Source organism: Nocardia sp. NPDC051990 (genome assembly GCF_040680755.1).
GTDB lineage: Bacteria > Actinomycetota > Actinomycetes > Mycobacteriales > Mycobacteriaceae > Nocardia.
Genome location: NZ_JBFAXH010000009.1, coordinates 32,608 through 50,107, shown reverse-complemented (window position 1 = coordinate 50,107; position 17,500 = coordinate 32,608). Strand labels below are relative to the sequence as shown.

At 65.7% G+C, this 17,500-nt stretch carries 18 protein-coding genes and 1 pseudogene; 11 read left to right on the top strand and 8 right to left on the bottom strand.

The window, feature by feature from the left end; all coding sequences use genetic code 11:
- The first annotated feature begins 205 nt into the window (after positions 1-205).
- Together AB0L63_RS18680 and AB0L63_RS18675 are read left to right on the top strand one after the other, a co-directional pair.
- Positions 206-784, top strand: a complete 579-nt coding sequence (locus tag AB0L63_RS18680) for a TetR/AcrR family transcriptional regulator (protein ID WP_364502059.1) — start codon at positions 206-208, stop codon at positions 782-784.
- Entirely contained in the window at positions 781-2,001 is a 1,221-nt protein-coding gene (locus AB0L63_RS18675) for an NADH:flavin oxidoreductase (protein WP_364502056.1), read from the top strand. Before AB0L63_RS18680 ends, AB0L63_RS18675 begins: the two co-directional genes overlap by 4 nt.
- A 49-nt stretch (positions 2,002-2,050) precedes the next feature.
- On the opposite strand, the gene AB0L63_RS18670 is transcribed toward AB0L63_RS18675, so the two are convergent.
- Together AB0L63_RS18670 and AB0L63_RS18665 are read right to left on the bottom strand one after the other, a co-directional pair.
- Positions 2,051-2,875, bottom strand: coding sequence for an alpha/beta fold hydrolase (locus AB0L63_RS18670; protein ID WP_364502053.1), 825 nt, complete (start codon positions 2,873-2,875; stop codon positions 2,051-2,053).
- A gap of 8 nt (positions 2,876-2,883) precedes the next feature.
- Complete coding sequence (locus tag AB0L63_RS18665) at positions 2,884-4,377, bottom strand: PucR family transcriptional regulator ligand-binding domain-containing protein (protein ID WP_364502050.1); 1,494 nt, start codon at positions 4,375-4,377, stop codon at positions 2,884-2,886.
- A gap of 22 nt (positions 4,378-4,399) precedes the next feature.
- Between AB0L63_RS18665 and AB0L63_RS18660 the strand changes: the two genes are divergently transcribed.
- From AB0L63_RS18660 to AB0L63_RS18650, 3 genes are all read left to right on the top strand, one after another.
- Positions 4,400-4,618 carry a hypothetical protein gene (locus AB0L63_RS18660; RefSeq protein WP_364502047.1) on the top strand — a complete coding sequence of 73 codons (219 nt, stop codon included), beginning with the start codon at positions 4,400-4,402 and terminating at the stop codon, positions 4,616-4,618.
- Positions 4,619-4,723: 105 nt separating this feature from the next.
- The gene (locus tag AB0L63_RS18655) at positions 4,724-5,650 is read left to right on the top strand and encodes a DMT family transporter (RefSeq protein ID WP_364502045.1); all 927 of its coding nucleotides are present in this window, start codon (positions 4,724-4,726) and stop codon (positions 5,648-5,650) included.
- 168 nt (positions 5,651-5,818) lie between these two features.
- Complete coding sequence (locus tag AB0L63_RS18650) at positions 5,819-7,354, top strand: DHA2 family efflux MFS transporter permease subunit (RefSeq protein WP_364502042.1); 1,536 nt, start codon at positions 5,819-5,821, stop codon at positions 7,352-7,354.
- Positions 7,355-7,396: 42 nt separating this feature from the next.
- On the opposite strand, the gene AB0L63_RS18645 is transcribed toward AB0L63_RS18650, so the two are convergent.
- Positions 7,397-8,182 carry an alpha/beta fold hydrolase gene (locus AB0L63_RS18645; protein ID WP_364502039.1) on the bottom strand — a complete coding sequence of 262 codons (786 nt, stop codon included), beginning with the start codon at positions 8,180-8,182 and terminating at the stop codon, positions 7,397-7,399.
- 13 nt (positions 8,183-8,195) lie between these two features.
- On the bottom strand, positions 8,196-8,627 hold the full coding sequence (locus tag AB0L63_RS18640; RefSeq protein ID WP_364502037.1) for an SRPBCC family protein: 432 nt from the start codon (positions 8,625-8,627) through the stop codon (positions 8,196-8,198).
- 420 nt (positions 8,628-9,047) lie between these two features.
- Between AB0L63_RS18640 and AB0L63_RS18635 the strand changes: the two genes are divergently transcribed.
- The 4 genes from AB0L63_RS18635 to AB0L63_RS18620 are packed head-to-tail and all read left to right on the top strand — an operon-like array spanning position 9,048 to position 11,833.
- Positions 9,048-10,478 (top strand): sensor histidine kinase, encoded by a 1,431-nt coding sequence (locus AB0L63_RS18635; RefSeq protein WP_364502034.1) that lies wholly within the window; start codon positions 9,048-9,050, stop codon positions 10,476-10,478.
- A complete protein-coding gene (locus AB0L63_RS18630) occupies positions 10,478-10,906 on the top strand; it encodes a roadblock/LC7 domain-containing protein (protein WP_364502031.1) in 429 nt (142 codons plus the stop codon). The genes AB0L63_RS18635 and AB0L63_RS18630 overlap by 1 nt, the downstream gene beginning before the upstream one ends.
- Positions 10,903-11,253: a DUF742 domain-containing protein gene (locus AB0L63_RS18625; RefSeq protein ID WP_040689530.1), complete on the top strand. Its 351-nt coding sequence runs from the start codon at positions 10,903-10,905 to the stop codon at positions 11,251-11,253. The genes AB0L63_RS18630 and AB0L63_RS18625 overlap by 4 nt, the downstream gene beginning before the upstream one ends.
- A complete protein-coding gene (locus AB0L63_RS18620; protein ID WP_364502028.1) occupies positions 11,228-11,833 on the top strand; it encodes an ATP/GTP-binding protein in 606 nt (201 codons plus the stop codon). The genes AB0L63_RS18625 and AB0L63_RS18620 overlap by 26 nt, the downstream gene beginning before the upstream one ends.
- Before the next feature lie 220 nt (positions 11,834-12,053).
- On the opposite strand, the gene AB0L63_RS18615 is transcribed toward AB0L63_RS18620, so the two are convergent.
- Together AB0L63_RS18615 and AB0L63_RS18610 are read right to left on the bottom strand one after the other, a co-directional pair.
- Positions 12,054-12,206, bottom strand: a complete 153-nt coding sequence (locus tag AB0L63_RS18615) for a hypothetical protein (RefSeq protein ID WP_364502489.1) — start codon at positions 12,204-12,206, stop codon at positions 12,054-12,056.
- A 173-nt stretch (positions 12,207-12,379) separates the two neighbouring features.
- Positions 12,380-13,291 (bottom strand): NAD(P)H-binding protein, encoded by a 912-nt coding sequence (locus tag AB0L63_RS18610; protein WP_364502025.1) that lies wholly within the window; start codon positions 13,289-13,291, stop codon positions 12,380-12,382.
- A gap of 567 nt (positions 13,292-13,858) precedes the next feature.
- Between AB0L63_RS18610 and AB0L63_RS18605 the strand changes: the two are divergent.
- Together AB0L63_RS18605 and AB0L63_RS18600 are read left to right on the top strand one after the other, a co-directional pair.
- Positions 13,859-14,584, top strand: a pseudogene (locus tag AB0L63_RS18605) (Mu transposase C-terminal domain-containing protein); the annotation flags it as partial.
- On the top strand, positions 14,551-15,792 hold the full coding sequence (locus AB0L63_RS18600; protein WP_364502022.1) for a TniQ family protein: 1,242 nt from the start codon (positions 14,551-14,553) through the stop codon (positions 15,790-15,792). The pseudogene AB0L63_RS18605 and the gene AB0L63_RS18600, both read left to right, overlap by 34 nt.
- Positions 15,793-15,807: 15 nt before the next feature.
- On the opposite strand, the gene AB0L63_RS18595 is transcribed toward AB0L63_RS18600, so the two are convergent.
- Both AB0L63_RS18595 and AB0L63_RS18590 read right to left on the bottom strand, forming a co-directional pair.
- A complete protein-coding gene (locus tag AB0L63_RS18595; RefSeq protein ID WP_364502019.1) occupies positions 15,808-16,356 on the bottom strand; it encodes a recombinase family protein in 549 nt (182 codons plus the stop codon).
- 331 nt (positions 16,357-16,687) lie between these two features.
- Positions 16,688-17,413 carry a helix-turn-helix domain-containing protein gene (locus AB0L63_RS18590; RefSeq protein ID WP_364502016.1) on the bottom strand — a complete coding sequence of 242 codons (726 nt, stop codon included), beginning with the start codon at positions 17,411-17,413 and terminating at the stop codon, positions 16,688-16,690.
- Positions 17,414-17,500: the final 87 nt, after the last annotated feature.

Here is a 17,500-nt window from a genome sequence, read left to right as displayed (position 1 = left end):
CGCACGGCCCGCGAACGCGGCCACCGCATAGCTAATAGTTCGCCGCCGGGTGGATGAACGCAAGCGTGGCGACTCGCCGAATCCAATGGCCAGTTCTCGGCGTGTCTTCCGATGATCGGCACCGCGCGGTCCGGAATCGATCGGACCTGTTCCATTGATTCAATCAATGATTGAAATACCGATTGGGATGTGGTTGGCTACCTTCATGACAGAGAAGCTTTCGTCGGATACGCGGGGCCGTCTGCTCGCCGCGGCCGAGCGGTTGCTGCTGACCGAGCGCTACGACGAAGTTTCCGTGCGGGCGATCTGTGCCGCGGCCGGGGCCAACCCGGCCGCGGTGCACTATCACTTCGGGTCAAAGGAGGCGCTGGTCACGGCGATGCTCGAGGACCGACTCGGGCCGCTGTGGGCCGACCGGTTGTCGGTGGTGACGGGTGCGCGCGGTTCGGTCGCCGAGGTGGTGGACGTGGTGCTGGAACCGTTCGTCACGTTGGCCGACGATCCAGTGGGCCGCTTGCACTTACGGCTGCTGGCGCAGTTCGTCCTCGGCGGGCATCCGATGCTGTGGAATCAGCGGTGGTTCCGCATGGCGTCCTGGGTGGAATTGCTACCCGAGCTGACCGAGGCCGAAAGCCGTCGGCGCTGGGCCCTGGCCTTCGATCTGATCATCATGCGATTCGGCGGAACCGGATCGCAGGACCAGGGGATGTCGCAGGCGGCGATCGCCGCATTGCGGGAGTTCGTGGTGGCCGGTCTGACCGCCCCGTCGAAAGAACAGAAATGACAGACATATTCACACCGGCCCGGCTCGGGCCGATCACTCTGCGCAATCGCGTGATCAAGGCGGCGACATTCGAGGGGCGCACGCCGGACGCGCTGGTCACCGATGACTTGATCGCCTTCCACCGCGAAGTGGCGGCCGGCGGCGTCGGCATGACGACCGTCGCCTACTGTGCGGTGGCGCCCGGCGGGCGTACCGACCGGCATCAGATCTGGATGCGCCAGGAGGCTGTCCCGGGTCTGCGGCGGCTGACCGCTGCCGTACACGCCGAGGGCGCGGCGGTCAGCGCGCAGATCGGACATGCGGGTCCGGTCGCCAACGCGGCCTCCAACCGTTACCCCGCCCTCGCGCCGAGCCGGATGTTCAGTCCGCTGGGCATGAAACCGATGAAGGTGCCCAAAGAGCACGAGATCGGCGAACTCGTGGCAGCACATGCCACGTCCGCGCGACTGGCCGAGGAATCGGGGTTCGATGCGGTCGAGATCCACTTCGGGCACAACTATTTGACGAGTTCGTTCCTCAGCCCACTGCTCAACCGGCGCACCGATCGCTACGGTGGTTCGGCCGAGAACCGGGCGCGGTTGGCACGCGAAATCGCCCTTGCCGTCAAGGAAGCCGTGGGTGACCGGCTGGCGGTGACCGCGAAACTGAACATGGAGGACGGCGTCCGGGGCGGTTTGACGGTCGCGGAATCGCTGCGAGTGGCCGCTTGGCTGGAAGCCGACGGCGCACTGGACGCTCTCGAATTGACCGCGGGCAGTTCGCTATTGAATCCGATGCTGCTGTTCCACGGCACCGCGCCGCGCAAATCGTTCGCGAAAGTGCTTCCGGCACCGGCACGTTGGGGCTTTCGCATGGTCGGCCGCTCGTTCCTGAAGGAGTACCCGTATCAGGAGGCATACCTCTTGGAGCGGGCCCGCCACTTCCGGCGGGAGTTGTCGATGCCGCTGATCCTGTTGGGTGGCATTACGAATCTGGACACCATGCGGCTCGCCAGGACCGAGGGCTTCGAATTCGTCGCCATGGGCCGTGCGCTACTGCGTGAACCGAATCTGTTGCACCGCATCGAATCCGAGGCAGCCACCCGGTCCGCGTGTATCCACTGCAACGAATGCATGCCGACCATTTACACCGGAACCAAGTGCCTGTACCGGCTCGACAGCCCGGTGATCGCCGAAACACCGCCGGTCGTCGCCACCGCGCCGGAGGTGCGGGCATGAGCGTCGTCAGCGGTGGTGCGCGCGCGAGCCCTGCGCGGGCAATCCCGAGTCAGCGCGCTTCGGCGCGGTCGGTCAAGAAGGTTTCGACCAGTTGGTTGACGACATCGGGTACTTCGGCGGCGGCGAGGTGTGCGGCATTCTCGATAACCGTTAGCTCCGCGCCGGGAATGCTGCGCGCCATGGACTCGAGTTCGGGTACCGGAAAGGTGCGATCCTCGCGACCGCCGACGACCAGAGTGGGGCAGGTGATCGCGGCGAAGCGGTCGCGTTGGTCCTGGCGCTCGATGACCACGGATCTGACCGCGTGCACGACCGATTTCGGGTCGTTGCGGCGGGCGGTATCGACGACCCGGCGCACGACATCGGGACGCGTGCGTTCGGTTGTCGGTCCAAGAAAGGCGCGCACCACCGATCGGGTGAGCGGTGGGCGGATGCCGCGCAGAATACCGATAATGCCCAGCAGTGCCATGTACTGCAATTTCTGACCGGTCGGGGCCGGTGAGGCCGTGCCGTTCATCAGGATGGCGGATCGGACGCGGTCCGGAAATGCAGCGGCGAAGGTCCCACCGATCATGGCGCCCCAGGAGTTTCCGATGAAGTGGGTCCGCGGTAGTTCGAGGTGGTCGAGGATGTCGACCACACAGCCCGCGCAGTCGTCGAAGGTGAAGCCGTGGGTGAGTGCACTGGATTTTCCGTGGCCGGGTGGGTCCACCGCGATGGTCAGGTAGTTCTCCGCGAAGTGGGTGACCTGAGCGTCCCAGAGACCGGCGTCCATGAGCAGGCTCGGCCACAGCACAACCGGATCGCCGTGCCCGGTTGTGACGACGTGCAAGGTACCGAGCCGAGTCGGGATGTAGCGATCCGTAGTGTCCATGGGTTCCTTCAGCGTAGGGCGAGGGCGAGGAAGAAGTCGACCCGGTCTTCGAGGCGGGACAGATCGCGACCGGTGAGTTCTTCGATGCGTTGGATGCGGTAGCGCAAGGTATTCACGTGAACGTGAAGTAGCTCAGCGCATTTGGTCCACGAGCCGGACACCTGAAGGAAGGTTTCCAAGGTGTGCACGAGGTCGGCGCGATTTTCCTGGTCGTAGCTGCTCAACGGGTCGAGCAGGCGCAGCCGGAACATGCGCCGGACTTCGTCGGGAACACTGGCCAGCAGGAGCATATGGGTGGCGAGTTCGTCGTGGCCGACGACGCTGGTCGGGGTGGGGCGATCGGCGGCCAGGCGGCGGGCGTAACGGGCTTCTTCCACGGCACCGCGCAGACCTTCGCCGTCGACGATGCCGCTGATCCCGATCGAGAGGTGAGCGCCCCGCAGGCCGGGCTCCAAAGCGGTTACGGCGCGGTGGATTTCGCTGATTATCGAGTCCTCGGCGGGAATCAATGCGATGGCTTCGTCGTCGAAAACACCCGCGGCCGGCCTTTTGCCGTACAGGATTTCGCGCAGGAGGACGCGTAATTCGCCGGGGCGCAAGGCGTCTGCACCGGCGGCCACGGCGATATAGGTTTCGGCCGGGCCGAGGCCGGTCAGTTCGAGACGGGAAGTGATTTCGGCGGGTTTGGCTTCGGAGACGATCAGTTGGATGAGTTCCTGGGCGAGGCGGCCTTCGGCGCTCTGGCGATCGCCGAGGCGGGCGCGTTCCAGGGAGACGACGGCGGCGAGCTCGCCGGTCAGGGCGCGGCGTTCTTCCGGCCAGTCCTTGCAGTCGCCTTCGAAGACCAGGAACCAGTCGGCGGCGGGGGAGGTGCTGTGCTCGTCGACGGCGAATAGCGAGTAGCGGGCCTTGTCTTGGATCAGTACGTGCGGGAGGCGGCGAGCATTCAGGAATGCGGCCGTGACCTCGACCGGTGGTGGTGCGGCGGGTCCGGCAACGACGCGCCCGGTGGACGCGACTACCCAGCAGCGCATCCCAAGATCACGTTCGATCAGCTCCAGCACCGAGCCCGGACCGGTACCCGAAACGAGCTGGCGGTGGCGGTCGAGGATGGCGGTCAGATCGGCGGTGCGCCCGGTGGATAGATTGCGGGTCAAGGTCTCGGTGACCTGTGCGAACGTGACATCCTCACGGACGCGGAACAGCGGTATCCGATGACGGTCACAGGCCTCGACGACATCGGGCGGCGCGCCGCCGTAGCGGGCGTAGCCCGCGGCGAGTCCCGCGACTCCGGCCTGGGCCAGCGCCCGCACGAACGTCTCGCTGTCCTCGGGGGTACGCCGCCATTGCAGTCCGGTCAGCACCAGCTCACCGCCGGAGAGATAGCGACTCGGATCGAGCATGTCGGTGGTCACTACCCAGCGCACGAAGCGGTCGAGCTCTTCCTCGCCGGTGACGAGCTCGAGACCGAGATCCATGGTGAGAAGTGATCTAAGTCGCACAGCTGCCGAGGCTAGCAGCGGCGTGGCCCGGTTGCGGGTGCGCGGTGAGATCGATCCGAAGGCCTTGGTCGGCAACATGGTCGCTTGGCTCGCAGCCCTGCCCGAAGCACACGCACTGCAGGTGCGCACCACCGATGGTGGGCTGTCCCGTGCGGCAGCGCGAAAGCTGCTCGCGGAACGCCCCTTTGCGAGCCCCGCCACCGTGCCGTCGGCCGTGCTCGACGCGCTGCTCGTGGCGTAGTCGCCAGTCGGACCGGCAATCGGAGTCGCCACCTTTGTCCGTTCGGCCGGTGCCGCGGCGTAAAAACCGCTGGCGCTGGTCGACCGGCTGATCTAGGTTCGGCCCATGGTGCGGGCGAATGGGTCGGTCGAGCGGCAAGCGATTGCCGCGGCCGCGGTGACAGTGGTCTTGTGGGCTTCGGCATTCGTCTTCATTCGCAGTGCGGGACACGATTTTTCGCCAGGTGCGCTGGCGCTCGGGCGATTGCTCGCCGCATCGATCACACTGGTGACGGTCCTGGTCGTCCGCGGTGAGGGTGTGCCGCCGCGGGCCGCGTGGCCGGGCATCATCATCTCCGGGGTGCTGTGGTTCGGCGTCTATATGGTGGCCTTGAACTGGGGTGAGCGGAACGTCGACGCCGGTACCGCGGCGATGGTCGTCGGCATCGGCCCGGTGCTGATCGCGGTGCTCGCCGGATTGGTCCTGCGGGAAGGATTTCCGGCCCGGCTGATGGTCGGACTGGTCGTATCGTTCGCCGGAACCATGGTCGTCGGACTGTCGACCTCCGATGGCGGCGGCGCTGCGGTGCTCGGTGTCGCGCTGTGCCTGCTGGCGGCCATCGTCTGGGCCGCATCGACCATCGCACAGAAACCGGCGCTCGCGAGCGCATCCGCATTGCAGGTGGTCACCTTCGGCTCGGTCATCGGTACCGTCGCGTGCCTGCCGTTCTCTTGGCAACTGGTCACCGAGGCGGCCGACGCACCGCTGTCGTCGACGCTAAGTCTGGTGTACCTGGGCGTCTTTCCCACCGCTTTGGCATTCACCACCTGGGCGTACGCACTCGCCCGCACGACGGCCGGAAAGATGGGCGTGACCACCTACGCGGTCCCGGCCCTCGTCGTGCTGATGTCGTGGATCGCACTGAACGAGGTGCCCGGCGCGCTCACCATCCTCGGCGGTGTCCTGTGCCTGGCCGGTGTCGCGATCACTCGGTTCCGGTCACGCGTCACCGCTTCCGTCGATCCCGAGGCCGCCGAATCCGCTGCACGCTGAGTACCAGCGCTGACTGCACGTCGTCGTTGGCCCCCGCCTCGAGCAGGTGGGTGCATCGGCACTGTTCCGGAACCCGGCGGTGTCGAAGCATCCCAGCAAAACCCCGAGGTGCGGCGAAGGTCGCAGAATGTGCTGGTCATTTGGCTGACGAGATGCAAGGCTTAACCGGTGACACATCCTCCGGATACCACGTCGGTCACAGCGGACCCCGCGACCGACAAGCTCGACATCGCGGTTTTCAAGGTGGCAGGTGTGGTCGTGCTCGGCGCGATCATGTCGATCCTTGATATCACCGTCGTAACCGTCGCGATCCCGAAATTCCAGAACGAGTTCCACACCACCACCGCGATCGCGGCCTGGTCGATGACCGGCTACACCCTCGCGCTGGCCAGCGTCATCCCGCTGACCGGTTGGGCGGCGGACCGATTCGGCACCAAACGGTTGTACATGCTCGCGCTGACGCTGTTCGTGCTCGGATCGGTGCTGTGCAGCCAGGCATGGGGCATGGAGTCGCTCATCGCCTTCCGTGTCATCCAGGGTCTCGGCGGCGGCATGTTGATGCCGCTGGGCATGACGATCATGACCCATGCGGCGGGCCCGCAACGCGTCGGGCGGGTGATGGCGGTGCTCGGGGTGCCGATGCTGCTCGGTCCGATCGCCGGTCCGATCCTGGGCGGTTGGCTGATCGACAGTTACGGCTGGAAGTGGATCTTCCTGATCAATGTTCCGGTTGGGATCGTCGCGCTCATCTTCGCCTTCATCGTGTTCCCCGCGGATAAGCCGGAGCCATCGGAATCCTTCGACTTCCTCGGCATGCTGCTGGCCTCGCCGGGTCTGGCGCTGTTCCTGTTCGGCGTCTCCTCGATTCCGGGTGAGGGTACGGTCATGGCGCCCAAGGTGCTCATATCCGCCGCCATCGGCCTGGTGCTCATCGCCCTGTTCGTCGTGCACGCGCTGCGCATCGAGCATCCGCTGATCGATCTGCATCTGTTCCGCAACCGGTCGCTGACCTTCGCGGTGTTGACCATGGTGCTGTTCGCGACCGCGTTCTTCGGTGCGGGTCTGCTGCTACCGACTTATCTGCAGCAGGTACGCGGCGAGACGGCCATGGCGGCCGGTCTGCTGCTGGCGCCGCAGGGCCTCGGCGCGATGGTGACGATGCCGATAGCAGGCCGGTTCGTCGACAAGATCGGTCCGGGCAAAATCGTGCTGACCGGTATTTCGCTGATCTCGCTCGGCACCGTGTTCTTCGTGCAGTTGAAGGCGGATACGCCGTATCCGTACATGTTGGGCGCGTTGTTCGTGATGGGCCTCGGCATGGGCTGCACCATGATGCCGACCATGACCGCGGCGATGCAGACGCTGACCCACCAGCAGGTCGCGCGCGGCACGACGCTGATGAACATCGTCAACCAGTCCGCCGGGTCGATCGGCACCGCGACGATGTCGGTGGTGCTCAGCAGCCTGCTGAACCGGCATCCATTCGCCAAGCCCGCGATCGCGTCGAACTACGATCCCTCGATTGCGGCGCAGCTGCCGCCCGGTGCGGTCGAGACCGGATTGAACCAGGCCGCGACGGCATTCAGCCACACCTACATTGTGGCGCTGGCGCTCATCGTGCTGACCTTGGTGCCCGCGGCGTTCCTGCCGCGCACCAAGACGCGGACGGCCGAGGTAGGGGAAACACCGGTGCTGGTTCATTAGCCCGCTGGGGCCGAGTTCGCCTGTGCACCAGGCGAACTCGGACTACGGACGGTTCGCGTCCAGGAACTCCAGCACGAGCGGGCTTGCGGTGCTTCGGAATTCGTCGAAATAGGCGTGCCGGGCGCCCGGGATCCACGCCAGCCGCGCACGCGGAATCCGTTCCGCGAGCAACGGCGCGTTGGCGGCGGGATTGAATCGGTCCTCAGTCCCGTGCACGATCAGCGTCGGAACCGTGATATCCGCGAGCACCTCCCACGCGTCGTGTTTATTGCTCGCGTAGAGATGTCTGCGCTTCGCGTAGGCGGGCATGCCCGGATCGCCGAGGGTATCGAACGGACCCGACGTGCTCGCCAGATACCCCGGGGTGTACATCAGCTCCAACAGCGCCTGTCGCGCCGCCACCGGGTCGGGCTGAGCCAGCGACTTGCGCACCTCGGCATCCCGCTCGACAGCGTAGCGACCACCCGGCGAGGTGCAGCCGAGCACCAGCGTATGCACCCGATCCGGGAACCGCGCGGCCAGCCACTGCGCGACCCGACCGCCCATCGAGGTGCCGTACACCGCGCTCTTCTCGAAGCCGAGATCGTCGAGCACCGCGATGGCGTCCTCGGCGAATCCGAGGGTGCTGTACGGGATGTCCGGCTTATCGCTGTCACCGGTCCCGCGATAGTCCAGCGAGACGGTGCGATACGCGGTCTCGAAGTCGGCACGCACCCCATCCCACCAGTGGTGGTTATTGGCCTGCCCAGTGAGCAGCAGCAGCGGCAGGCCGTTGCCGCCGGTCTGATAGGCGATCCGGGTGCCATCCGTGGCCTTGGCATACGGCACGTTCGAACTCCGATCAGCCGTAGAGCGCGACGAAACGCTCCAACGAGCGCTCGATATCGCCCTTCAGCGCCCGCGCGACACCGGAACCGATCGGGCCGAACAGGGGCGCGCCACCCAGATCGATCTCGACGGTGACTTCCGAGCCCGCACCCTTGGCGGCGACGAGCAGTTCGAGCTTGAATTTGGTGCCGCCCTTGCCCTGGCCACTCAAGGCCAGCCGCCGCGGCGGTTCAGCGGCCTTGACGGTCCAAGTGACTCGATTGCGCAGTCCCTTGACCGATGCGACACCGACCAGTTGGGTACCGACGGTGAGTTCGGCGGGCACCTCGTCGCGCCACGCCTCGTGCATGAGGAGCCATTTGTCGAGTTCGGTCAGGTTGGCTGTGTGCGACCAGGCCTCCTGCGGGGAAATCGGCACGTCGACGGACACCTTCAGCTTTGCCATTCGCGCATAGTATCCGGTACTCGTGGTTCGCTTTTGTGGCATTCGGACATAGCGGCCGGCTACTGAACCGGTTTCGACTGGGTGCCGCCGGAGCGAAATTCCCGCAGGCCGAATCGAACCGATCGGGCGATGCGCGAAATGCGTGGAGGCGCTGGCGGTTCGAGGAATCGGAATGTGGCCTCGGATCGAGAGAGACTTCCGGGCGATGCTGCTACTGTGGGCGGGTCGTCGGGTGCCGAGCTACTGATCGGCTCGATCCGCGCGGTGGGCGATTCCTTCGAATCGCTTGCCCTGCGGGCACTCTGGGGTTGGTGCCAGTGTCTAGGTGGCCGCATTCGACGAATGTAGATCCTGGTCGGCGTCGCGAGGAAGGCGAGACAACGCGCAGTGACACCGGCTGTCGCAACGACGAGAGAGCTGATGAATCAAGATATCGCCGTGGTGCTTTCATGGATCCTCGCCCCCGCTCTCATTATTGCCGTGGCGGCGGCGTTGTATGTAGCGCAGTATGCGAAACAACAGAAGCTCCGCGCCGACACGCTCAATAAAGCGAATCGGGCGCAGGAGGAAACCCTCGAGCACTTCGCCAGCCAGATACTGCCGGCGATGACTGATGCGGTGCGCCGCTTCGAGGCACCGGTTTCGGCCATCGAGGTACCGACGGGTCAGGAGAATTCCCGGTTCGTCCAGTGCCTGCAATGGGTTTCCGAGCGGTACGCCGACGATCTGCGCATGGTGCAGTCGGAGGCACACGAGCACGCTGTGCACGAGGCCGAGGAAAACGCGCAGGAAGCGATCAAGGCGACCGAGGACGGCACTCGCGTCGAGATCGAATCCGCCTCGCGGGCCGCGACCAGTGCGGCGGTGCGTTCCTTCGGCACTTCCGTGGTCAGCCTCGGCGCGGATGTCAGTCAGGTGGTGAGCGCCGCGCTGCGCGAGCACCGCGACGACGAGGTGTACGCCACCCTCACCCGCATCGATCACACCGTGCAGCAGATGCTGCGTCAGGCGCAGTCGTATGTGATCGTGTGTGGTGGTCTGCCGGGTCGGCGCTGGCCCGCGCAGTCGCTCACCGATGTGGTCGGCGGCTCGATCGGCCGCGTCCGCGACTACCTGCGGGTGCGTGCCAACCAACTCGACCGCATCGTCATCAGCCGCGCGGTGGAACCGCTCGTGCACACCCTGGCCACCCTGCTGGACAACGCGCTGCGCTACTCGCCGCCGACGTCCTATGTGGATGTGAGTTTCCAGGAGGGCCACCACGGCGTCACGGTCATCATCGACGATGCCGGTGTGCGGATGAACGCGGAGCAGATGGAGGAGGCCAGGCAGGTGCTCGCCAACGAGCGCCCGATCGACATCCATCAGCTCGGCCCGTCCCCGCGCGTCGGTTTCCCCGGCATCGCGGCACTGGCCCGGCGCTACGGCTTCACCGTCTACATCGATGGCCCGAACGTCTACGGCGGTATGCGGGCGATGGTCTACATCCCGGAGGCACTGCTCGTCACCGCGGTGACGAACGGAGAGTCGGCCGCACCCGCCGTCACCCCGGCCCCGGAACCTGTGCCGACCGCGGTCACCGAGGATAAGCCCTTCGAGTTATCCCCGGTTCCGGTCTTGGCCGGGGTGGGCGAACAACCCGCCGAGAACGAGGACTTCGCTGTGCACGAGATCACCAGTGGTGGCTTACCCAAGCGCCGCCGTCGGGCGGTGTCTGCGGTGCCCGCTCAGGCCGGCACCGAATCCGAAGCGGGACCGGCTCGTCCCGAAATCGCCTCCGCCTGGCAGACGGGTTCCAAGAGCGGCCGTGAGGCTGCTGCCTCCGATAACAGCGAAGGGATATCATCCTGATGAGCACACCGGTGACCGACAGCAAAAATAGGCTGGGTTGGCTACTCGAGGATCTCAGCAACGTTCCCGGCGTCCGGTTCGCGGTACTACTGTCCGACGACGGACTGCGGATCGCGCACTCCGACGGTGTCAACAAGGATGATGCCGAGCGTTTCGCCGCAGCCGCCTCGGGTCTGCGCTCACTAGGTAAAGCGCTCGGCGAATTCTGTGGTGGCCTCGGCAATGGCGTGCGTCAGAACATGACCGAATACGACCAGGGCATGATCCTCATCACCGCGGCGGGTGACGGTGCGCTGCTCGGTGTTTCGACGACGCCCGAGACCGATATCGGTCTGGTCGCACACCGCATGAACGAACTCGCCGGGCGGGTCGGGCACGAGTTAGGCGCCCAGCCGCGTGGGAGGGTTGAGGGCGGCTTGACGTCATGACGAGGTCCCGGCGAGACCCCGACTTGGTCCGGGCCTATGTGCGCACCGGGGGGCGGATCCGTCCCAGTCGTGACTTGGACCTGGTCACCTTAGTCGTCGCCGCCAAGGATCCTGCACCTGGTGCGACACCCGATGCGCGCCAGGTGCTGAACCTGTGCAGCCGTCGCAGCGCGTTGTCCATCGCCGAGATTGCCGCCTATCTCGACTTGCCGCCGTCCGTGGTGAAGATCGTCGTCGCCGATCTGCTGGACAGCGAACATCTGGCCACTCCGACCCCGGCCGAAGTCATGCCGGAGATCACTCTGCTCGAGGAGGTACTCAATGGGCTCCGCGCTCTCCCGGCCTGACCGCACTGTCGACTATGTGCCGGAGACCGTGACCCGGTCGGTAAAGCTCTTGGTGGCAGGCAATTTCGGTGTCGGCAAAACGACATTTGTGAACAGCGTTTCGGAGATCCGGCCGCTGCGCACGGAGGAGACGATCACCGAGGCCAGTGTCGGCATCGACGATATGGCCGGGCTACCCGGCAAGTCGCAGACGACCGTGGCGATGGATTTCGGCCGCATCACGCTGAATCCCACACTCGCGCTGTATCTCTTCGGGACGCCGGGGCAGCGGCGCTTCGTCCCGCTGTGGGAGGAATTGGCGCGCGGCGCGCTCGGCGCCCTGGTCCTGGTGGACACCCGGCGCATCGAGAAGGCGGACGAGGTGCTCTCCGTGCTCGAGGAGCGTGGGGTGGCGTACTCGGTCGCGGTCAATCAGTTCGAAGGCGCCCAGCGCTATCCGCTCGAAGAGATCCGTGACGCACTGGATCTCGCACCGGACACTCCGCTGACATCGCTCGACGCCCGGCAGCGCAACACTTGTCTGATGTCGCTGATCACGCTCGTCGAGTTCCTGTTCCATCGTCAGGAGTCTCGGAAGTAACGATCCGTCGCACGACAATGCACCGAAGTCCGGCCCTGGCGTTGGGGTCGCCGATCGATACCGCCGGCCCGCGTATCTCGCTCTATTCCGAGGAGTTCGCGGCAGAGCCGCACCGTGCCTACCGTGATATGCGCCGCCAGTGGCGGGGAGAGTAATCCACCTGAAAAGCCGGGCCCCCTTCCGATGTCGATCGGGAGGGGGTTCGTGTCTTTACGGGCCGTCAGTCCAATGCGTCGATGCGTCCCTGTTTCCGGGCTTGGGCCAGGCCGCGACGGGCCATCAATCCGTTGGCCAGCAACAGCAGTGTCTTGTTCGGGGGTACGTGGAAGCCGGACTGGGTGTGCGGTGCGTAGGTCGCGGTCACTGTGGCCACGACGGGAGTCCTGCCCGAACGGCTTGTGGTCGCGCACTAGACCTGCGCTTCAGCGACTCATCGCAATGCGTCGGTGGGCTTATGGCAGTTCGTCGACGAAACGAGACGGCCACCCGGGTGAGTCGACGCGCGCCAGCGACTCGCGGGTTCGCGCTTCCGTCGGCATTGCTCGCTTATGAGAACAGTTCCGAGTGTTCGGCTATGTACTGCCCAACCGTGGACGGCGGCTGTCCCGTGATCTTCTCGACGTCGTCGGTGGCTCGGTCGTAGCGTCCAGCGCGGTGCAGCAGCGCCATGGTGGTCAGGTGCTGCTCGACGTGTGCGGGCAGACGTTGGGGCCGGAGAACCTCCTCGACCCAGGTGTCGTGCGGAAGGTCGGTGCCACGAATCCGCCGGTGCAGTCCCAGGGAATATTCGGCGGCCAGGCCATCGATGTCCAAACGCGCCGGACCGGTCAATTCGTAGACGTTGCCGATGCGGTGGGCGGGAGCTACGAGCACTGCCGTAACCGTGCGGGCCACGTCGCTGGTAGCTATCGGTGACGTGCGACTCGTTCCGAAGGGCAGGGCCAACACGTTTCGCTCACGCAGCGACGGTGCCGCGAGTCCGGTGAATATCGGATTGTCCAGAAACACCGTCGGCCTGATGTGCACGACCGGCACACCCGACCAGTTCAAGACCTGCTCGGCGAGGTAGTGCAGCCGATGTTGACGCGACTCTCCCACGCTGGTCAGCGTCATTTGCGAAACGGTCATCTGGGACATATTCACGACCACCTCGAGGTGGCCGTATGCCAACGCGGCGGCGCACACGACCACTGTTGCCCGCAGGTAGTCCGGCGAGACACCCATCGAAAAGAACATGCGATCGGTACCGGTGATCGCATCGACCACATCTCGTGGGTCGGTCAAGTCTCCGACTACGACTTCAGCGCCGAGTGCACGCAACGGCTCGGCGCGGGCATCGTCGCGGTGCACCAACGCGCGAACGCGATCCCCACGCTCCCGCAATCTCTCGATCACCTGCCGACTCACGCCACCGGTGCCACCACCCGCCCCAGTGATCAGGTACAAGGGTGTACTCATGTTCGCTCCTCACGGTGTGTTTCCCAATGCTTGGAAAAGGGGTGCTTCGGCGAACCTCTCGAGCAACGAGCGGGACAACAGCAGCACGAAGCTGCGTGGCCGGTGTTCAGCACGAGGCGCTGGACCTTTCCGGCGGCTACGTCGATGCCATGCCGCGCCTCCCATCGAATCCGGCACCAAGCAGGCTCGTCGACAAACGCCCACGATGTGTGACCCACGCCCATGCAACTGTATTGCCCGGCAGCCCCGGTTGTGGGGAATCTATGTGGGCAATCCGGTACGGCGCGCCCACTGACCCGACATCCGACACCCGAATAGTGTCGATGTTCGAAGTCGTGGTCAACGCTGATCTGCTGACTCGAGGGTGAGTGAATAGGACTTCGAACGTCGGCGTGTCTCGAACTCGTATGCAGTACGGTGCTTTTCGCTCGTACTCGTGTTCACGACGGTGAGGGTTGCCTAATGGCTGATGAGCCGGTGGCTGATCGTGGAGTACTGACTGCGGCCGAGCCGCGGTGGCGGGTGGCGGTGCGGCGGGCTGAGGTGATCAGCAAGCTCGCGCAGCAGATCGGATTGTGCTTGGCGCACATGGCGATCGATAAACGCACCTGGCTGGAGCGGATCGGGGTCCAGGCGGTGTGGCCGATGAGCGGCAAACCGACCCGGCTCTATGTCGACAACGCCTCGGAATTCAAGAGCGAGGCGTTGCGGCGCGGCTGCGAGCAGCACGGCATCGGCATCGATTACCGGCCACCGGGGCAACCACATTTCGGTGGGGTGATGGAACGGCTGATCGGCACCATGATGCGGATGCTGCACGAGCTGCCCGGTACGACCTTTTCCAGCGTTGCCGAGCGCGGGGACTACGACAGCGACGCGAAAGCCGTTCTGACACTGGAGGAATTGCAACGCTGGCTGACCCTATGCGTGGCCTGCTACCACGGCGAACCCCACGACGGGCTCGGCGGGCGCACTCCGGCGGGAGTGTGGGCGCAGCGGGTCGATGAGCAGGGCGCACCACCGACGGCGACGAACGCGACCGCGTTCCTGGTCGATTTCCTGCCGGTGATCCGGCGGGCGGTGACCCGCACCGGTTTCCAGGTCGATCATGTGCAGTACTACTGCGATGCGCTCAAGCCGTGGATCGCCCGCCGCGAGCAGCTGGGCCGGTTCGTGCTGCGCCGCGACCCGCGCGACATCTCCCGGGTCTGGGCGCTGGATCCCGATACCGGCAACTACCTCGAGGTGCCGTACCGGACATGGTCGCGCCCGGCGATCAGCGTGTGGGAGCAGACCGCGGCAGCGTGAGGTCTCCGGCCCGGTGGCCGCTGCATCCGCAGCCCGCAGCGCTGGAGTCGATGTCGTCGTGGCTCCAAGGCCTGGCCCGGTTGTACGGGATGAGGTTGGACGAGCTGCTGGGTCCGAGTCTGGGCGCGCTAGCCGGAGCTGGGAACACCCTGGACTACGACCCGCCACAGCAGCTTTTCCCGATCCTGGCCGAACGGACCGATGTCGAGATCGGCCGCCTGCGGTCGATGACGATGCTCGGGTGGGCGCCGTGGCTGTTCGAGGTCTACCCGCAACCCGCGCATCTGGCCGAGCGAGTGTTCGCCAACTACGTACGCCGTGACTCGGTGCTGCTCACCCCGGCCTGCGGCGCCGGACCGAGCGTGCTCAAACGGCCGTGGCACGGTCCGTGGCTGCCGGCCAAAGCGCTGCAACGCTGGTGCTCGCGCTGCGCCCAGGACGGGGTGCGGGGGCTGATGTGGGAACTTCCGCTCACCATCGGCTGCCCCGAGCACCACTGCCGACTGCAAGTGCGCGGCGAGCGGTCAGGCACACCGTTCGACCCGAACGCCGGTGCGCCCGAACCGATTCCGATATCGGAACCGCTGGTGACCCTGGAGAGCTACACACACCAGGCCCTCACCGTGGGCCGAGTGCGCTTGCCCGCACGGACGGTGCACGCCGGGGTGTGGTTTCGGCTGCTGCGCCGCCTGCTCGACGAACTGAGCCTGTCGCTGACGACCTCGGCGCGCTCTTCAGCGGACACGTTGCGCCTGATCTGGGCCACCGCCGAACTGCCCGAACGTGCGGGCATCTCGGTGTGGCAGCCCTACGAGCATCTGCCCTGGCAGATCGAAGAACGCCTACTCACCGCCGCAGCGGTCGCGGTGCGGTTGATCGGCGACGGCACCATTCGTGCCCGGGGCACCCTGGCGTCGCTGCTGCGGGCGCCAGTCCATGAACGCGTCTATGACGGCGACGATCCCCACCGTCGGCCAACCACTGACCCCGAGTACGCCGACGCCGTTTCCATGACCCACGCGCAGTTCACCGCCGCGTTGTCGCGCTGGCTGGACCAGGCCCGCACACAACCCGAACCCGCCGCGCAGATCCTGCGACTGCTCATCGCCGCCGACCCGAGTCCAGCCGGTGTCATCCGCGCTCGCCGCGCTCTGGTCGCCGAGGGAATTCCCATGCAGTTTCTCGGCCTGTGACCGGCCCGCCGTGGTTCACGCCGCCCGCAGGTAGCTGTACACGGTCTCGCGGCTGACACCGAATTCGGCGGCCAGCGCGGTCTTGGATTCCCCGGCCGCGGCGCGGGCGCGCAGCTGGTCGGCCTGCTCAGCGGTCAGCGCTGGTTTACGGCCCCTGTAGACCCCGCGAGCCTTCGCCACCACGATGCCCTCACGCTGACGCTCCAGGATCAAGGCTCGCTCGAACTCGGCGAAGGCGCCCATTACCGATAGCAGCAGGTTCGCCATCGGCGAATCCTCACCGGTGAAGGTCAGTGCCTCCTTGACGAATTCGACCCGCACGCCCTTGCCGGTCAGCAACCGAACGAGGTGGCGCAGATCATCGAGATTGCGGGCAAGCCGATCCATCGAGTGCACGATCACCGTGTCGCCCTCACGGACGAATGCAATCAGCTCATCGAGCTTCGGTCGGACGGTGTTCTTCCCCGACGCCCAATCAGTGAAGGTCTTCTCGACATCGATGCCGTCGAGTTGACGATCAGTGTTCTGCTCGCCGGTGCTAACCCGGATATAGCCGACGCGCATCGCTGAAGATCCATCCCCACAGCCTCAATTGTCAGGTTGAACTCTAAGAACCCAGCAGACAACCGTCAAGAAACTCGGCAACCGACTCTATTCTGACGTCGGCGCGCCGGTCGAAGATGTGGTGTTGGGGTGTACCCCAAAACGACAGCCACGCATGCATTCAGCGAGGGTGATGCTGCTGGCCGGTGAGAGGGTCGTGCTGGCCGGTTCGGTCAGCGCGGTATGCGGCTATGAACGTGCATGGGGATCCGGTGGGTGGACGGCGTGATCGGCTCGAAGATGGTGGGCCGGTTGCTCTTTTGATGGGATCGCTGGCCGTTGGCGAGGGTGCTCATGGGCGAGTGGACGGTGATTGTGGTGTTGGTTCGGTGAGTGCGTGTCGCCAGTGGCGGACTCTCTCGGTCATGTCGTTGGTGAGCTGCTGGTGGAAGCGGCTCAGCGCGTGCAGACGGGCGCCGGCGGGTGTTGCGCGGCCGAGGAGGTCAGCTCCCCGGCGTGCGGCGTCGGCGAGCTGCTGGTTGCGCTGGGCACTGGCGAGGACGGCCTGGAACCACGCCTCGGTGTCGACGACGTACCGCTCGGCTCGACGGTGAGGGATTCGTTCGCGCCGGATCACCTCTTGCTCTTCGAGGTATCCGACGGCCTTGGACACCGACGCCGAGCTGATCTGCAGGTGCCGCCCCAGCTGCGCCGCGCTCATGGTCGCATCGTCGGCGGTGTAGAGGGCGGCGAGCACTCTGGCGGGCGTGCGGGAGAGCCCGGTGCCGATGAGGGTGTCGGCGAGCAGCTGTTCGACAGCGGTGAGGGTGTCCGGACCGTGACGGCGTGGACCTGCTGCGGATTCGGTTTCGTGTTTGCGATGGCGCACACGCCGTTTCGTGGCTCGGTGGGCCGTGGCGGGCTCATAACCGGTCCGGCCCCCGTTACGCGTGATCTCGCGGCTGATGGTGGAGGTCGGCCGAGCCAGCCTGCGGGCGATCTCGGCGTAACCGAGCCCGTCGGCCAGGCCGGTGGCGATGGCTCGGCGGTCGCGGCGAGTGAGTCGGGAACCGGGCATCACATACACCTCCGTGTTGCAATAGATCCATAATCAGCGCAACGATATTAGGCATTCTATCTGCGAGATCTTCGATATCGATCAGAT